This window comes from Paraburkholderia aromaticivorans (assembly GCF_002278075.1).
Classification (GTDB): Bacteria; Pseudomonadota; Gammaproteobacteria; order Burkholderiales; family Burkholderiaceae; genus Paraburkholderia; species Paraburkholderia aromaticivorans.
In genome coordinates, this window is record NZ_CP022990.1 from 2,236,257 (window position 1) to 2,252,470 (window position 16,214).

The following is a 16,214-nucleotide window of genomic DNA, read 5'->3' on the forward strand; positions in this document are numbered from 1 at the left end:
TTTATCCAACCTGAGAGGTTATGCAAAATGACGTTTTCGCCCTTTTCGTATAACCTGCCGTTATGCAACGCAGCCTCGCGGATAGTCGCGTCAAATTCCGTCATCTTCAGTGCTTTCTGGCCGTCGCGCAGTTCGGCAGCGTCCAGCGCGCCGCCGACAGCCTGTCGATCACCCAGCCCGCCGTTTCCAAGACGGTTGCCGAACTCGAAGCGATTCTCGGCGTGAAGCTGTTCGAGCGCGGCCGTCACGGCGCCGTGCCGACCCGCGAGGGACAACTCTTCATGCCGCATGCAAGCGCCTGCGTCAGCGCGCTGCGTCAGGGCGTCGATCTGCTGGCGCGCGCGGAAGGCGCGGCGGCGGGCACGCTGGAAATCGGCATTCTGCCGACCGTCGCGGCGGTATTGATCCCCCCGGTGCTGAAGCAGTTCGCCGCGCTGTGGCCGCGCGTGATCGTGCGCCTCGCGACCGGCGCCAACCCGGAATTGCTCGAACGCCTGAAAGCGGGCACGATCGAATTTGCGATCGGGCGTTTGGCCGATCCCGAGCGGATGGTCGGGCTCAGTTTCGAGCAACTGTTCAGCGAGCCGTTGATCGCCGTGGTGCGGGCCGGGCATCCGTTGGCGCTGGGCGCGGGTTTGCCGGCCACCTCGCTCGAGGATTTTCCGGTGGTGTTGCCGCCGTTCGGCACCTTGATCCGGCAATCGGCGGAAAGTCTGTTGAGCGCGTGGGGCGTGCCGCCGTTGTCGGCGTTCGTGGAGGTATTGTCGGTTTCCACGGGCCGGGCGTTGACGCTGGAGAACGGCGCGGTGTGGTTCGTGCCGCTGAGCGCGGTCGAATATGAACTGGCGCACGGCATGATGGTGCGTTTGCCGTTGCCCTTTGCCGGCACGGGCGAGCCGGTCGGTTTGATCCGGCGCTCGGACACGCAGCCGTCGCCGGCCGGGCGGGCGTTTATCGATGCGGTGCGCGAGGTCGCGCGGCAGCGCATGGCGGCCAGTGCGGAAAAGGCGGCGGGTGAGGCAACGGGTAAAGGCGCGCGCAAGCGCAGCCGCAAATAGCGCGTCCCGCAATCGCTTATCGGGCAGCGTCGTGCGAGCATTGAAGCGGACGGCCAGTCGGCGCCGCGGGGCCGCCACTCCCACTGCGTGAACCATTCAGTACAAAATGATGGTTGCGAACGGGCGGCCGGCCGGTGTACAAACACGGTGCAAAAGCCGTCGCGGCCCGTGTTGCTGCGGCGTATGCGGACAGCCGGCGGCCTGCCTCGAACACCAGCATCGACCATCAGAAACGCCGGAAACAGCGTCCAAAGACTGTAAAGGAGATTGCCATGCCCAGCGACTTGCCCACTCCAGACGCCGCGCTGCGCGCCGTGTCGGCACCTGAGCACAATCCGCTCGGCACCGCCGGCCTTGAATTCGTGGAGTTCGCCGCGCGCGATCCGCAGGCGCTCGGCGAAACCTTCACCAAACTCGGCTTCAAGGCGATTGCGCGCCATATCAGCAAGGATGTCACGCTGTATCGCCAGGGCGAGATGCAGTTCCTCATCAACGCGGAGCCGGATTCGTTCGCCGCGCGCTATGCCGAGGAATACGGCGCGGGCATCTGCGCGATCGGCATCCGCGTGGCCGACGCGCAGCGCGCCTTCGACCGGGCGATCGAACTCGGCGCATGGGCGTTCGAAGGTGAGAAGACGGGCGCCGGCGAGTTGCTGATTCCGGCCATCCAGGGCATTGGCGATTCACATATCTATTTTGTCGACCGTTGGCGCGGCCGCGGCGGCCAGCGCGGCGGCCTCGGTGACATCTCGATCTTCGACATCGACTTCCGGCCCATCCAGATCGACACGGCGCAGGCCGACTTGAGCCACGCGGGCACCGGCCTCGTCGCGGTCGACCATCTGACGCAAACGGTCGGCGAGGGCCGCATGCAGGAATGGCTCGACTTCTATCGCGACCTGCTCAATTTCCGCGAGATTCACGAGTTGCACGCCAACTGGCATGTCTCGGCGGAATCGCGCGTGATGGTGTCGCCGTGCGGCGCGATCCGCGTGCCCTTGTATGAGGAAGGCACGCGCCGGACCAACCTGATGCACGAGTATCTGCCCGACCATCCGGGCGAAGGCGTGCAGCATATCGCGCTCGCCACCGACGACATTTTCGCGTGCGTCGAGCAGTTGCTCGCAAACGGCGTGGAATTCGTCGAACCGCCGCCGCGCTATTACGAGCAACTCGACGCGCGTCTGCCGGGCCACGGGCTCGACGTCGAGCGGCTCAAGCGCACGCATGTTCTGGTGGACGGCGAAATCGGCGCGGACGGTGTGCCACTGCTTTTTTTCCAGACCTTCGTGCGCCGCCGCGCCGGCGAAATATTCTTCGAGATCGTGCAGCGCCAGGGGCACCACGGTTTCGGCGAGGGCAATCTGAACGCATTGGCCCAGGCGCGCGAATCATCCGGCGCTTGACGCCTCGCTTGACGCCTCACCTGACGCCCGGTCAATCGGTATCGGGCGGGCCGGCCAGTTCGGGGTTCACCGCGCTGTACGCGGCGGCTTCGTGCAACAGCCACCCGCGGAAACTCGCGAGCGGCTTGCCGTGACTCAACTCGGTCGGGTAGACGAGGTAATACGCCGAATCGGCGACCACGGGCGCATCGAGCGGGATCACGAGCCCTAGCTGTTCGAGCTGCGCGTCGACGAAAAAACGCGGCACCAGCGCGATACCGAGGCCGGCCGCGGCCGCGCTGATCAGCATGGTATGGAGTTCGTAGCGCACGCCCTGCATGGTCCGGTTATCGTCGACGCCCATGCTGGCGAACCACGTTGCCCAGCCGTCCGGCCGGGTGGTGGAGTGCACGAGCGGATAGTCCAGAAGATCGGCGGCGCTCTGAACGGGCCGCGTCAGCAGACTCGCCGCGCACACCGGCACGACCTCTTCGCTGAACAGAAAATCCGCCGACGTGCCCGGCCATGTGGGCTTGCCGTAGTGAATCGCAGCCTCGAAATGGGTCTCGCCGAACGGGAAGGTGCCGGTTCGTACACCCATGTTCACGCGTACGTCCGGATATTGCGCGTTGAATGCCGCGAGCCGCGGAATCAGCCATTGCGACGCGAAAGTCGGTAGCACCGCGAGTTCCAGATAACCGCCGCCGCTGCCGTGCGCGATGATGGACAGCGTGTCGCGATCGAGCTGTTCCAGCGAGCGCCGCACCTGCGCGCCATACACCTTGCCCGCCTTCGTCAGCACCACGCGCTGCTTGACACGCACGAACAGCCGCACGCCGAGGTTGCTTTCCAGCGTGTTGATCTGCCGCGACACCGCGCTCTCGGTCAGGAACAGTTCGCGGGCCGCAAGCGTGAAGCTTTCGTGCCGCGCGGCGGCTTCGAAAGCGAGCAGCGCGCTCATGTTGGGGATCTTGAACTTTCGCACGTTGATTCCAAAAACGCATCAAGTGGCGATTTTATCTCTCTTTACGGCGAGCCTGCCGATTTGAATAATCACGCCTTTGATCGTGCCGTCGTGCGCCTTGTGCGCTGACCGGCGCGTGATTCCAGCACATCAGATAGCGCGCCTGGAGCCACCTGGAGAGCCCACATGCCAAACACCAAGAATGCGAATGTCGAACAACTGCTGAAGACACTGCTCGGCGCGGATAAAACCGCCCGGCTCTTCGCGACGCTGAATCACCCGCGAATCCTCAACGAATGGGAAGAAGGCATCGTCACGCGTGCCGAACTGGCGCAGGCGATGAACATGGCGCTTTTCGAGGATCTGCTGGCGCGCTCGGCGAATGGCCGCCGGTACACGGAGGAAGCGGTCGCAGCGGGCGGCAGCGTGTACTTCGACCATGGCGCGTTGCGCACGGTGCGCTGGCCGCACAGCGGCGCGCTGCCGCCAGGCGAAGCCGCATTCGCCCGCATTCTGCGTCCGCTCGGCTTCAGCATTAACGGCCGCTATCCGCTCGACCGCCTCGGCATGACGGGCCGCGCGTGGGCGCATGACGACGCGCCCGATGAAATCGCGCAGTTCTTCGTGAGCGAATTGCATCCCGAGCGTTTCTCGGCGGAGTTTCAGCAGGCGGTGACCAACGTGACCGGCAACTCGCGCGATCCGCTGACGCCGCGCGCAGTCGGCCAGTTATGGGAGCTCGAACGCGACGGCGTGCTGCCGCTTCAGGCGGCGCATGAATTGCTGCCGGTCATCGTCGGCGCGTTTGCGCGCCAGCACGAGACGCCACGCGAAGCCGATTACGAAGTATTGTTGAAGGAATCGGCGGAAATGGCGTGGATCGCGACCGAAGGCAATGCGTTCAACCACGCCACCGATCGCGTCGCGGACGTTTTTCAACTCTCCGACGACGAGAAAGCCAAGGGCCGTCCGATGAAACCGGAAGTGGAGCGCTCGCGCTCGGGCCGCGTGTTTCAGACGGCGTATCGAGCGGACAGTGTGTCGCGCGAGTTTCGTGCGGCTGACGGCAGCCTCGTGACGCGCGAAGTGCCGGGCTCGTTCTACGAGTTCATCACGCGCAAGCGGACGTTCGATCAGGACGCGCGTCGCTGGGAAACGGACCTGCGTTTCGACGCGGGTAACGCACAGGGCATCTTCAAGATGACCGCGAGCCAGGCCGCCTGAGCGCAGAGAACTGGTCCAGGAACGAGAGACGGGGAGCGCAGTGGGAACGTCATTTGATGAAGAACAGGGCGCGGACCTGAACGAGTTGGACGCCGGCGGCCGTCGCGCACTGAACAAGGCGCCGCGCGTCGCCGCGCCTTTCGCGGGCAGCGCCGCCGTGATGCATGCGCTGGAGGCCGATTTGCGCAGCCACGTACGCGGTGAAGTGCGCTTCGATCAGGGTTCCAAAGCGTTGTATGCGGCGGACGCGTCGAACTATCGGCAAGTGCCGCTCGCTGTCGTCGTGCCTGCGGATGTCGACGATCTAATGGCCACGCTCGCCGCCTGTCGCCGCCACGACGTGCCGTTTCTCGCGCGCGGCGGCGGCACTTCGCAGAACGGCCAATGCGTCAACGTCGCGGTGGTGGCCGACGCGAGCAAGTTCGTAAACCGTGTCGTGTCGGTCGATCCGGTCGCGCGTGTCGCGATCGTCGAACCGGGCGTGGTGTGCGACACGTTACGCGATGCCGCCGAACAGCACGGCCTCACGTTTGCGCCCGATCCGGCTACCCACAGCCGCTGCACGCTGGGCGGCATGATCGGCAACAACTCGTGCGGCGCGCATTCGGTGATGGCGGGCAAGACGGTCGAAAACGTCGAGGCGCTGGAAATCGCGACCTTCGACGGCGCGCGTTTCTGGGTCGGGCCGACGTCGGAGCACGAACTCGAACGCATCATCGCGGCAGGCGGCCGCCAGGGCGAAATCTACGCCGCGCTCAAACGGTTGCGCGACACCTACGCCGAACAGATTCGTGCGAAATTCCCCCAGATCAAGCGGCGCGTGTCCGGCTTCAATCTCGATCAACTGCTGCCGGAAAACGGCTTCAACGTGGCGCGTGCATTGGTCGGCACGGAGGGCACCTGTGCCGTGACGTTGCAGGCGAAAGTGCGTCTCGTGAAGAGTCCCGCGAAGCGCGTGATCGTCGTGGTCGGCTTCACGGATATCTACACGGCGGCCGATGCCGTGCCGCATTTCATGCGCTGCGGGCCGATCGCCATCGAAGGACTCGACCGCGCGATCATTCGCGGCTTGCAGGCGCGCGGTTTGAAGAAGGATGAGATCGCGCTGCTGCCTGAAGGCGATGCGTGGGTCGTGCTCGAATTCGGCGCGGACACGCAGGAGGCGGTAATGCAGCAGGCGCAAGCCGCCGCCGCTTACTTCCGCGCGGGCGAAGCAGGGCCGAATGTTTCGGCGATGCTCGTCGAAGATCGCGCGTTGCAGGCAAAGGTGTGGTCGATTCGCGAGACGGGCGCCTCGGCGGTGGCGTTGTCGGTCGATGCGGGCACGCCTGACCCGGTGGTCGGCTGGGAAGATGCGGCGGTCGATCCGCTGCGTCTCGGCGACTATCTGCGCGCGTTCCAGTCACTGGTGGATCGCTACGGCTACGAGACGAGCCTCTACGGCCATTTCGGCGATGGCTGCGTGCATGCACGCATCACGTTCGATCTGCGCAGCGCGGAAGGTATTTCGACGTGGCGCAAGTTTCTGCGCGAAGCGGCCGAACTGGTGGTGGAATTCGGCGGCTCGCTCTCGGGCGAACACGGCGACGGCCAGGCCAAGGCCGAGTTTTTGCCGATCATGTACGGCCCCGAACTGATGCAGGCGATGGAGCAGTTCAAGGCGATCTGGGACCCGGCCAACCGCCTGAATCCGGGCAAGGTCGTGCATGCGTATCGCGCCGACGAGAACCTGCGCATGGGCCCCGCATACAAACCGGTCACGCTGCAAACGAGGCTTACGTTTGCCAGCCAGGAAGGTGACGGTTTTCAGCGCGAGATCGAGCGATGCATCGGCATGGGCAAATGCCGTTCGCTCGAAGGCGGCACGATGTGCCCGAGTTATCGCGCCACGCGTGAAGAGAAATATTCGACCCGTGGCCGCGCGCATCTGCTCTGGGAAATGCTGCAAGGCGGCGTGATCGACGATGGCTGGCAAAGCCGCGAAGTGAAGGAAGCGCTCGACACGTGCCTCGCGTGCAAGGGCTGCAAATCCGATTGCCCGACGCATACGGACATGGCTTCATACAAGGCCGAATTCCTTTCGCATTACTACGAGACGAATCGCCGGCCGCGCCAGGCGCTATTCATGGGACGCATCGGCGAATGGGCGCCGTGGGCGGCGCGCTTTGCGCGTCTGACGAACTTCATGACGTCGGCGCCGGGTTTGGCTTCGTTCGGCAAGTGGGTAGCAGGCGTGGCGCAGGCGCGCGAACTGCCGCGTTTTGCCGGCGCCACGTACAGGCAGATCGCGCGGCGCGCGCCGCAAGCGGCGCCTGACGCTCGCGGTGACGCGAAAAAGGTCATTCTGTGGGTCGATACGTTCAACGACCACTTCACGCCCGAGATCGCGCAAGCCGCGGCCGATGTCTTGAAGCAATTGGGCTGGCACGTCGTGTTGCCGACGAACCGGTTGTGCTGCGGGCGTCCGCTTTATGACTTCGGCCTGCTCGAACGCGCGCGCGAACTGCTCACGCACATTCTCGACGACCTCGCGGACGATATCGCCGCCGGCGTGCCACTGGTCGGTCTCGAGCCGGGCTGTTTATCGGTATTCAAGGACGAACTGCTGAAGCAACTGCCCGGTCATGCGTTAGCGAAGCAACTGTCGGCGCAGACGTTCCTGTTCTCCGATTTCGTCGCGCGGCAGCCGTTCGATTGGCCGACGCTTGCCGCCGACGTCATCGTGCACGGGCATTGTCATCAAAAAGCGCTGTTCGGCATGCAGGGCGACACCGCGCTGCTGAACAAGCTCGGCGTGAAATGGAAACTGCTCGACACGGGATGCTGCGGCATGGCGGGATCGTTCGGCTTCAACGCGGAGCATCACGCGCTGTCCGAAAAGATCGGCGAAGACAGGCTCTTTCCGGCGGTGCGCAAGGCGGCCGCGGATACGATCGTGCTGACCAATGGCTTTAGTTGCCGTGAGCAGATCGAGCAGGGCACGGGGCGTCACGCAATGCATATCGCGCAACTCGCGCAGCGGGCGTTGGCGGCTCGCTAAGCCGCCTTCATGCGCGTTGCGCGCGCCTGCGTTACTTCTTCGCGGGTTCGGTGGCGGCCGGGGCTTGCGGAATGTCGGCGCTGGTGGCCATCCACAAGACCTCGGCGTCTTCTTCGCTCGTTGAGACCGCCGCGTGGCCGGTGCGGCTGTCGAAGTAGAGACTGTCGCCGGCGTTCAGATGCGTCGGCGCGTACAACTCCGAATAGAGGCACACGCTGCCGCTGATCACATACAGGAATTCCTCGCCTTCGTGACGGCCCCAATCGTCGAATGCGTCGAGCGTGTGCGCGGAGATGCGGATGCGAAACGGCAGCATCGCCTTGTGCGCAAGGTCCGTGGCGAGCAGTTCCATCTGGTAGCCGCGATAGGCGTGACGCTGACCTTCGTCTTTGCGGGTGAGCGCGCGACGCCCACTGGCGCTGACTTTCGGCGTGGAGCCGAACAGTTCGCCGATTTCGATCTTCAGTCCGAGGACGATTTTCTGCAGGACGTCGAACGTGGGGGACATCAGGCCGTTTTCGACCTTGGAGAGCGTGGAGCGGGAGACGCCGCACAGGCGGCTGGCGGTTTCCAGCGTCAGGTCCTGCGCCTGACGGGCGGCGCGGACGCGGCGGCCGAGGTCGGTGGTGGACGGGTCGGCGGGTTTGGCGAGGCGGGTGTCCATGGGGCTTGATGCTGCGAATACGCGCTTTGAGGGGACGAGGTTGTTTCCGATAATAACATTTGGGGGCGAGGGGGCAGTCTCGAAGGCGGATGGGCGTTCCCGGCGCGCTTGCCGACAACGTCTGTACCGGTCGCCTGTGGCTTGCGCGGGCTTGCGCGACGACGCGCCTGGAGGAGGCCGGCGCGCGCGCAGCGTTCAGGTGCTTTTCTCATCGGAAACACCGGTTCTGCCGGATGGCCGGCGCATCGGGGTTCTCGCCTCGCCGAACCGTTGCATTGCAGCGCGAAGCGCGGCGCCCGGACTATCGAGCGGCCGCCTTCTCCCTCGAACGAGGTCCGCGGCAGGCGCCATCCACGGATGAGCCAATGCGACAACCGTCGCGCCCGACTCATACGCGCGTTCCGCCGACAACGCGGTTGCGGCGAGGCTCGCGTCAAGTTCGCCGGCTTTGAACCGCGCCCAAACCCGAGGCAGGTGAACCACCTCCACCGATACGGTGTCGGCGCCGGCGTGCGCCGCGAAGAGCCGCCGGGTGGATTCGATCGCAGTGTCCGCGGCACATAACACGACGAGTTTTCCGCCCACTTCTGCCGCCGCCGCGGCCAAAGCGATCTCCGCTCTGATGATGGGCACCGGCGGACTTTTAATATCCGCCACGGCCGGCCCGAGCGTGGCGCACGTCAGAATGACCGCGTCGGAACGGGTTGCCAGCGCGAGAAGCCGCTGATTTGTCTCGACTTTCGACTCGATCGGGAAACGCCCCGTCTGGCTGACCGCCTCGCGCAGGTCCGCTCTCACTTCATGGTGAAGATCTTCAGGACGCATTCCAAGCGCTTTTGCCGCCTGCTCAAACACTTGCCGGTTGCCGTCCATCGTGTGCAGAAACGAAATACGCATTGCCGTATGCCTTGGTGAAGTTGCGTGAATGAGAGGCATCGTGTCGATGCCGGCTTATGGCTTTCACGCCGACGGGGCAGGCCAGTCGGTTCGTCGGCATTGTTGCAACGACGCGGCCGGCCAACAAGGCAGGATCTTCTACCAGTATCGCGGGTACCCGTCCTGGACAGGCATTGCGCGACGATTTAGCCGCGTTATGGTCCGTTGTTCCCTGCATTCGAAAAAGCCGTTGCGCTTTAAGATGCCAATCCGCGTCACGCTACCTGACATTTACCTTGTATCGCGAACGTCGCCCGACGTCCGCAGACGTAGTAACGTATTGAAGATTTAACCTTTCGCCCCGTTACATTGATTCTTGAGGCGCTTATGTCCACGGACGCAGACACAATCAGCGATGAACAGATCGCCGCCATCGCCGATCGCATGGTCGAAGAAGGCAGAAGAGTTTCGCCGGTGACGATCTGGAAAGAGGTTCGCGGCGGCTCGCTCGTGTCGATAGTCGCGGCCTTGCAACGCTGGCGCGAAGCGCGCCAGGCCGACACGCCGGCATTGCAGGTCCAGCCCGGCTTGCCCGAGGGTCTCGCTGAAACTGTGATGAGCGCCGCGGACCGCATCTGGGCGGCCTCCCAGCATGATGCGGAGCGGGCCTTCAATCAGCGTTTGACCGCTGTGAACCAGGACCTCGAAGCGGCGCTCGCGGAACGGGACGAAGCGCTGGCCGAGTATCAGAAGTCGATTGATGAAGTCGAAACGGGGCGCAGCCGGGTCGTCGCGCTGACGGACGCGTTGAGTGTCTCGGAGAGCATTGCTCTGCGCCTCGAAGCCGAACGCGCGAGCGCCGCGGGTCGAGCGGAGGCGGCTGAAACTCACGTCGAGGAACTGGCGCAGCGTGCGTCCGCACAAGACGCGGAGCTGGAGGCCGTGAAGGCATCGCTCGATGAAGAGCGCCTCGCGCGCGAAGAGTTGGCCGCGGCGCTTGCGAGCAAGCAGACTGAAATCGCTCAGCTCGCTCGGGAACGGGATCAGGCGCGGCACGAGATCGCAACGTTGAGCGACGCCTGCCAGGCGAACACCGAAGAAGTGACGCGCTGGTCGCGGGAGGCAAACGCGGCGACCTCGCGTGCCGAGGCGGCCGAGGCGCGCATCGAGGAATTTGCGCAGCGTGCGTTGATGGACCACGCCAATCTGGAAGCGACGAACGCGTCGCTTGAAGAAGAGCGCAAGGCCCGTGAAGCGTTGACGGCGGTTGTCGCGAACCAGAACGACGAAGTAACGCGCGTGACGCAGGAGCGCGATCAGGCGCAGCACGAGATCGCCGGTTTGCGCGAGGCCTGTCAGGCCAGGTCGCAAGAAGTTGCGCATTGGTCGCAGGAGGCGAGCGCGGCGTCGTCGCGTGCGCAGTTGGCGGAGGCGCGCGTGGAAGAACTCACGCAGCGTGTGTCGTCGCAGGATGCCAGCCTCGAAGCAGCGAATGCATCGCTCGAAGCGGAACGTAGCGCCCGTGAAGCGCTGGCGGCGGATGTTTCGAACAGGAATGCCGAAGTAACGCGAGTGACGCAGGAGCGCGATCAGGCGCTGCAGCAAGTCACGACGTTGGACGCCGCCTGTCAGTCACACTCGCAGGAAGTGGCGCGGTGGACGCAGGAAGCAAGCGTGGCGACATCACGCGCGCAAGCAGCCGAGGCGCGGATGGAAGAACTCGTGCAGCGTGCGTCGGTGGATCAGGCCAATCTGACCGCGACTCATGCGTTGCTGGAAGACGAACGTGCAGCACGTGAAGCCCTGACCTCGGTCGTCTCAGGCAAGAACGATGAAATAGCGCGAGTCGCTCAGGCGCACGAACAGACGCTGCAGCAGATCGAGACTCTGCGCGACGCTCATCAGGCGAAGTCAGAAGAGGTGACGCGACTGGCCGAGGCGCTGAACGCGGCGACATCACGTGCGCAAGCGGGAGAGGCACGCGTGGAAGAACTCATGCAACGCGCAACGGAGCAAGCTGCGGATCAGCAAGCCACGACGGCGTTGCTGGACGAAGAGCGCAAGGCACGCGCAGCGTTGGCCGCCGCGCTATCGAGCAAGGACGAGGAAATAGCGCGAACCATTCAGGAACGCGACCAGGCGCAGCAACAGATCATCAGTTTGAGCGACGCGCATCAAGCCAGCTCGGAAGAAGCGACACGGTTGTCCGCGGAGCTAGATGCGGCGTTGGCGCGTGCGAAAGCAGCCGAGGCGCAGGCAAGCGAGAACCTCGCCCGGCTCGCCTCGCGGGAGACCGAACTGGAGCAAGACCGCGCTACGCTCGAGGCCGAACTGGAACAAGCCCGCGCTGCGCTGGAGGCGGAACTGGAACAAGCGCGCGCCACGCTGGCAGCGGAGCGCGAGGCAGCAGCGGCGCGGGCCGACGAAACGGCGGGTCATCTGAACGAACTGCAGCGCGTCACGCTGGAACTGGAAGCAACACGGCGGCAGATCGAAAGCATGAGCGAGGCGCAGGCGACCGCGAGCGCCGACCTGGCGCGGCTATCGCAGGACGCATCTGACGCGAGCGAGCGCGCAAAAGCCGCCGAGCAGCAGGTGGCGCAATTGGAGCAGCGCCTCGCGGCGCAAGCCGCAGCCATCGCGCAACAAGCTCGAACCGAAGAAACCGAGAGCGCGGAGCAAGTCGAGGCGTTGCAACGCCAAATATCGGCGCAAGCCAAGGCTCATGCCAAGGCGCTCAGCGAGCTTCGCGCCACTGCCGAACAGTGGGTCGCACACGCGAAAGACCTCAAGCAGCGGCTCGGTCTGGCAAGCGAGCGGATCTTGTTCATCGACGCGCGCAGCACCGGCGAGGTGGCGCTCGTCAGGCGGCTTTCGTCCGAACTGGAGCGGCTCAAGCCCGATCACGAGTTGGTTGCCAGAGAGACCCAGCAAAAAATGATCGGCGCGACGATGAGCCAGCAGCTCGCGCAGAAGGGCTACCGTTACGATCCGGCTACGGCTGTGATGTCGAAGGTCGCGACCTGACGTGCGCAGGAAGCTCTGGCGCGTAGTGAAGCAAGGCGCGCGTGCGACGCGCGCCGGAAGTATCGGCCGCTCATCGCGCGGCCGCGTTGCCGACGTGCCTGAATGTCCGATTCAATCATTCAGCGTTGCTGGCACAAAGCGCACACATAACCGGCGTAAGTTACTTGAGTTTCATGTCGTGACTCTTCGTGACCCTTCGTGGCGATGAGTTCGCCTTGCACAGGCTGCAACGTAAGGCTCGAATATGACGTTCTTGTGACCACGCGAATCAAGGATCAACCGGGTGGATGCAGTGAAGAAAGCCCGCGTTAACCTTCTTTTGATCGACCGCGATATGCTCGCGCCTTTGATTCCAGTTCAATCTATGCGAAGCCTGAGAATGGTATCGCGTGGCGATCGTCACGGTTCCAATGTCGGCGGGCCAATTGCCGGATATGCCAACCCCGCATGGGAAGCAAACGCTGAATGACCTATGAAATCTGACCTGCTATTGCAAACCTACGGCGCTGACTCGTCCGGCATGGTCTGTGGCTTTCTCTTTTCTTCGAGTCGCGCCGGGCGGCCTGTCGACGCGGATGAAGTCGTCGAATGGCTGCAAGCGCATGATGTGACCGGCGCTGCCACGGAAGGCAGCGAGTTTCTCTGGCTTCACTTCAATCTGGCCCACAGTGCGAGCGAACGCTGGATGAAAGCTCAACTCGATTTGCCCGAAACGTTTTTCGACGCATTGCGCGAAGGCTCGCACTCGACGCGTATCGAACACGCGGAAGGCGCGCTGCGCGCGGTCGTGAACGACGTCATGTTCAATCTCGAGTTCATTCCCTCGGAGATCGCGACCCTGTGGATTTACGCGAATCAGCGGATCATCGTGACAGCGCGTCTCAAGCCGCTGCGTTCGGTCGACAGGTTGCGCGCATCGGTTCGGGAAGGGGAGATATTCAGGTCTCCGGCAGAATTGCTGGTGCACCTGATGCGCGACCAGGCTGATCTGCTCGTGCAGATCGTGCGCCGAACCAGCGCCGACGTCGACCGGATAGAAGACCGATTCCTGTCGCAGCGGCCGACGCAGAACCGCATCGATCTAGGCGCGATGCGCCGTATGCTGACGCGCTTGCAACGCATGCTCGCGCCTGAGCCCGGCGCGATCTTCCGGCTGCTGGCGAGGCCGCCGCGCTGGCTTCATTCAGAGGACGTGCAGGATCTGCGCGAATCGACCGAAGAATTTTCGGTGGTTCTCTCGGACGTGGCCGGGCTGATCGAACGGGTCAGGCTGCTGCAGGAGGAGATCATCTCCCGTCTGGAAGAGCAGAACAATCGCACGCTGTTTACGCTGACGCTGGTGACGGTGCTGGCTATGCCGATCAATATCGTCGCGGGCTTTTTCGGAATGAATGTCGGTGGTATTCCGCTCGCCGAAAACCGGCATGGTTTCTGGGTAATGGTGTTACTCGTGGCCGGCTTCACGGGGCTGGCAGGATGGTGGGCATTTCGCAGGCGCAAGGAACGGTAGGGGCAAGCCGGGGCAAGACAATGCGCCGGACTTCAACGTCCGCGGTGCGCCGGGTACCGTTACTTCATGCCGGATTCCGGACTCCTGACAGCGAGCATATCGCTGATCGCGCGTAGCGATGCATCGACGCTTTGCGTGTGATTGCCCTTGAGATACCTCAGATACGCGAGCGCATCGTCCACACCGCGGCGCTCGCCGAGACTGACCGCATGCGCGAGCAGTAGCGATTCGCTCGACACGATGTCGTTGAGTTTTCCCAGCTCATCCTGCATTTGCGTCAGCTCGACGACGCCGATCCCATTCCCGTTATCGATCAGAGGCGCGAAGAACTCCAGCAGGTAGCGCAGCTTCTTTGCAGCGATTCGAACGTCGTGAAACTCGGCGTATCCGGCGTGCGGATCCATAAGCAAGCGCTTCATCCGTTTGCGCAGCGCCTTTTTCGCCAGTGCAATGCGGCTCGCGGCAAATACCGCAAGCGGTTCGTCGAACGAGCGGGCGTCGAGTTGCAGCATCACGGCCGCGATCGCCTGCGCCAATATTGCATCGACGTTCGCGGCCGTGATCGCGGCGCGACTGTGCAGGAGCGCATCGCCGCGCAAATGATCGATACGCTCGATGAGCGTCGCAAAAGACTGCGGCATCGCCGCGCCTTCCGCCAGTAAGTGTTTCAGGATATCCCAGTCACGTGTTTGCCCGGCGGAGTCAGCCAGCGCCTTGAATTCACGCCGCTGCCGCTTAGGCCGCGATTCGCCGATAAGCGGTTCGTAAGCCCACCACAGCGAGCGCAGACGACGCAGCACGACACGAAGTTTGTGCAGACTTTCCGGATCGGCGCTGACGCTCAAGGTGCCGACGCGCTGCGCGACCTGCGTGACCATGGGCGTGACCAGCGTCGAAAAAGCGACGGCCGGCGACATGTCGGGCAAAACCGTCCCATGGCGTGCGCCGGAATTGTCCGGAGTCCGCTCTTGTGCAGATGCAACGTCACGCATGGGAGGTGTGGAGTTCATCGGCTCGAATCGCGTGAGTTCCCAAAGCGGGCGGTAGTGAGGTGAACGTAAGGTAACGCGTGTCAGGCGGCCTGGCGGGCTGTGTTATCCATCCTACAACGTATCAGTTCTCACGACCATGACGGTACTCGCCTCGATCAAGGCACCGCTTGCTGACGAGTGCGTGTCCACTGCGAGAGCGCGGCGCATGCCACCAGCAACGAGCCGGTCACGAAAAACACCGCATGCAGCCCGAGATGGACAGCGATCGCACCGCCGATAATCGGCCCGACCACCTGTCCGCTGAATTGCGCCGACTGCAGATAACCGAGCATCTGTCCGGTCTTGTGCTCTTCCACCGCGTGTCGAGCCAGTTTTGCAATCGCGGGCAGGAGACCGGCTAGCGTCATGCCCATCAGCGCGCGCAATCCCGCCAGTTGCCACCACGCGTGGACGAACGCCTGCGGGACCATCACCAGACCCGTCAACACCAGGCAAGCGACGATCACGTTCCAACTGCCGATCCGATCGGCCAACGCGCCGAGGCGCGCGGCCGTCAGCATGCTGCCGAAAGCCGAACAGGCCATCACCACACCTGCGACGCGGGCCAGATGAGCCGGCGCCACGCCGAGACTGCCGACATAGACCGTGATGACCGGCTCGATCGACATGTTGGCGAGCAGCACCATCATTGCCGTCACCAGCAAGGCGGCGACCACCGGATAGTCGTTGCGATGCTTGCTCGCCGCTGCGTGCGCGGCGGGACGTCGGCCGGGACTCGTGGCCGGGTCGAAATCTTCCTTGACGACGAAAATCGTGAGCAGCGCGGCAACCGCGATCATGGCGCCGCCGGCGAAGAACGTGCCGCGAATGCCGAGCCATCCCGGCAGGAAACCGCCGACGAGCGGCCCGATCAGGTTGCCGGCAAGCGCACCCGTCGACAGCACGCCCAGCGCCCAGCCGGCGCGCTCCTTTGGAGCCTGCGTGCCGACCATGACCGTGGAAGCCGACGAATAGCCACCCACGAGGCCAGCCAGCAAGCGCAGGCCGACGAGTTGGTGCACGTTGTGCGCCATGCCGATCAGCGACATGACCACCGCCATGCCGACGGCCGCGCGCACCAGCATCGGCTTGCGGCCGTAACGATCGGCGAGGCGTCCCCACAATGGCGCGGTGACGGCCGTGCCGAGAAAGGTCGCGCCGAACGCGATTCCCGACCATTGGATGACGGCGGACTGCGACGCGACGCCGAGCTGCTGGACATAGATGGGCAGAAACGGCAGCAACATGCTCAGGCTGACGAGCGTGGTGAACGAGCCGAATACGCACACGGCCAGATTGCGGCGCCAGTAACGTTCATGGCGTGCCGAATAATCGAGCGCGCGCGTTTGCGGACCGGTCTCCAAAGAGAGTGGGGGACGCGCGCTCATATCGACTTCTCCACCAATGAGTGCGAGTACAACCTGGCGTTCGCATC

General features: G+C 63.9%; 12 protein-coding genes. 7 read left to right on the top strand and 5 right to left on the bottom strand.

Annotated features, from left to right (window positions below; all coding sequences use genetic code 11):
- Positions 1 to 62: 62 nt before the first annotated feature.
- Positions 63 to 1,058: a pca operon transcription factor PcaQ gene (gene pcaQ / locus CJU94_RS29645; protein WP_095422138.1), complete on the top strand. Its 996-nt coding sequence runs from the start codon at positions 63 to 65 to the stop codon at positions 1,056 to 1,058.
- Between the two features lie 272 nt (positions 1,059 to 1,330).
- Entirely contained in the window at positions 1,331 to 2,464 is a 1,134-nt protein-coding gene (gene hppD / locus CJU94_RS29650; RefSeq protein WP_095422139.1) for a 4-hydroxyphenylpyruvate dioxygenase, read from the top strand.
- A 31-nt stretch (positions 2,465 to 2,495) separates the two neighbouring features.
- Here the strand turns inward: hppD and CJU94_RS29655 are convergent, their stop codons facing one another.
- Positions 2,496 to 3,428 carry a LysR substrate-binding domain-containing protein gene (locus tag CJU94_RS29655; RefSeq protein WP_208645379.1) on the bottom strand — a complete coding sequence of 311 codons (933 nt, stop codon included), beginning with the start codon at positions 3,426 to 3,428 and terminating at the stop codon, positions 2,496 to 2,498.
- 165 nt (positions 3,429 to 3,593) lie between these two features.
- Between CJU94_RS29655 and CJU94_RS29660 the strand changes: the two genes are divergently transcribed.
- Entirely contained in the window at positions 3,594 to 4,631 is a 1,038-nt protein-coding gene (locus tag CJU94_RS29660) for a DUF1338 domain-containing protein (protein WP_095422141.1), read from the top strand.
- A 40-nt stretch (positions 4,632 to 4,671) separates the two neighbouring features.
- Entirely contained in the window at positions 4,672 to 7,671 is a 3,000-nt protein-coding gene (locus CJU94_RS29665) for an FAD-binding and (Fe-S)-binding domain-containing protein (protein WP_095422142.1), read from the top strand.
- 31 nt (positions 7,672 to 7,702) lie between these two features.
- Here the strand turns inward: CJU94_RS29665 and CJU94_RS29670 are convergent, their stop codons facing one another.
- Positions 7,703 to 8,335 (bottom strand): helix-turn-helix domain-containing protein, encoded by a 633-nt coding sequence (locus CJU94_RS29670; protein ID WP_095422143.1) that lies wholly within the window; start codon positions 8,333 to 8,335, stop codon positions 7,703 to 7,705.
- Between the two features lie 195 nt (positions 8,336 to 8,530).
- Positions 8,531 to 9,208: an arylsulfatase gene (locus tag CJU94_RS29675; RefSeq protein WP_244221009.1), complete on the bottom strand. Its 678-nt coding sequence runs from the start codon at positions 9,206 to 9,208 to the stop codon at positions 8,531 to 8,533.
- A gap of 390 nt (positions 9,209 to 9,598) precedes the next feature.
- Between CJU94_RS29675 and CJU94_RS29680 the strand changes: the two genes are divergently transcribed.
- From CJU94_RS29680 to CJU94_RS29685, 3 genes are all read left to right on the top strand, one after another.
- Complete coding sequence (locus CJU94_RS29680) at positions 9,599 to 12,238, top strand: DNA-binding protein (RefSeq protein WP_095422145.1); 2,640 nt, start codon at positions 9,599 to 9,601, stop codon at positions 12,236 to 12,238.
- 283 nt (positions 12,239 to 12,521) lie between these two features.
- Complete coding sequence (locus tag CJU94_RS41000) at positions 12,522 to 12,707, top strand: hypothetical protein (protein WP_157763818.1); 186 nt, start codon at positions 12,522 to 12,524, stop codon at positions 12,705 to 12,707.
- Positions 12,708 to 12,710: 3 nt separating this feature from the next.
- Positions 12,711 to 13,748, top strand: coding sequence for a transporter (locus tag CJU94_RS29685; protein WP_095422146.1), 1,038 nt, complete (start codon positions 12,711 to 12,713; stop codon positions 13,746 to 13,748).
- Between the two features lie 59 nt (positions 13,749 to 13,807).
- Here the strand turns inward: CJU94_RS29685 and CJU94_RS29690 are convergent, their stop codons facing one another.
- Entirely contained in the window at positions 13,808 to 14,665 is an 858-nt protein-coding gene (locus CJU94_RS29690) for a CHAD domain-containing protein (protein WP_244221010.1), read from the bottom strand.
- Positions 14,666 to 14,895: 230 nt separating this feature from the next.
- Positions 14,896 to 16,167 carry an MFS transporter gene (locus CJU94_RS29695; RefSeq protein WP_095422148.1) on the bottom strand — a complete coding sequence of 424 codons (1,272 nt, stop codon included), beginning with the start codon at positions 16,165 to 16,167 and terminating at the stop codon, positions 14,896 to 14,898.
- Positions 16,168 to 16,214 lie beyond the last annotated feature (47 nt).

Coding starts and splice junctions, on each gene's coding strand:
- CJU94_RS29660 (WP_095422141.1), top strand. CDS start 3,594: ATGCCAAACACCAAGAATGCGAATGTCGAACAACTGCTGAAGACACTG.
- CJU94_RS29680 (WP_095422145.1), top strand. CDS start 9,599: ATGTCCACGGACGCAGACACAATCAGCGATGAACAGATCGCCGCCATC.
- CJU94_RS29670 (WP_095422143.1), bottom strand. CDS start 8,335: ATGGACACCCGCCTCGCCAAACCCGCCGACCCGTCCACCACCGACCTC.
- hppD (WP_095422139.1), top strand. CDS start 1,331: ATGCCCAGCGACTTGCCCACTCCAGACGCCGCGCTGCGCGCCGTGTCG.
- CJU94_RS29695 (WP_095422148.1), bottom strand. CDS start 16,167: ATGAGCGCGCGTCCCCCACTCTCTTTGGAGACCGGTCCGCAAACGCGC.
- CJU94_RS29685 (WP_095422146.1), top strand. CDS start 12,711: ATGAAATCTGACCTGCTATTGCAAACCTACGGCGCTGACTCGTCCGGC.
- pcaQ (WP_095422138.1), top strand. CDS start 63: ATGCAACGCAGCCTCGCGGATAGTCGCGTCAAATTCCGTCATCTTCAG.
- CJU94_RS29690 (WP_244221010.1), bottom strand. CDS start 14,665: ATGTCGCCGGCCGTCGCTTTTTCGACGCTGGTCACGCCCATGGTCACG.
- CJU94_RS29675 (WP_244221009.1), bottom strand. CDS start 9,208: ATGGACGGCAACCGGCAAGTGTTTGAGCAGGCGGCAAAAGCGCTTGGA.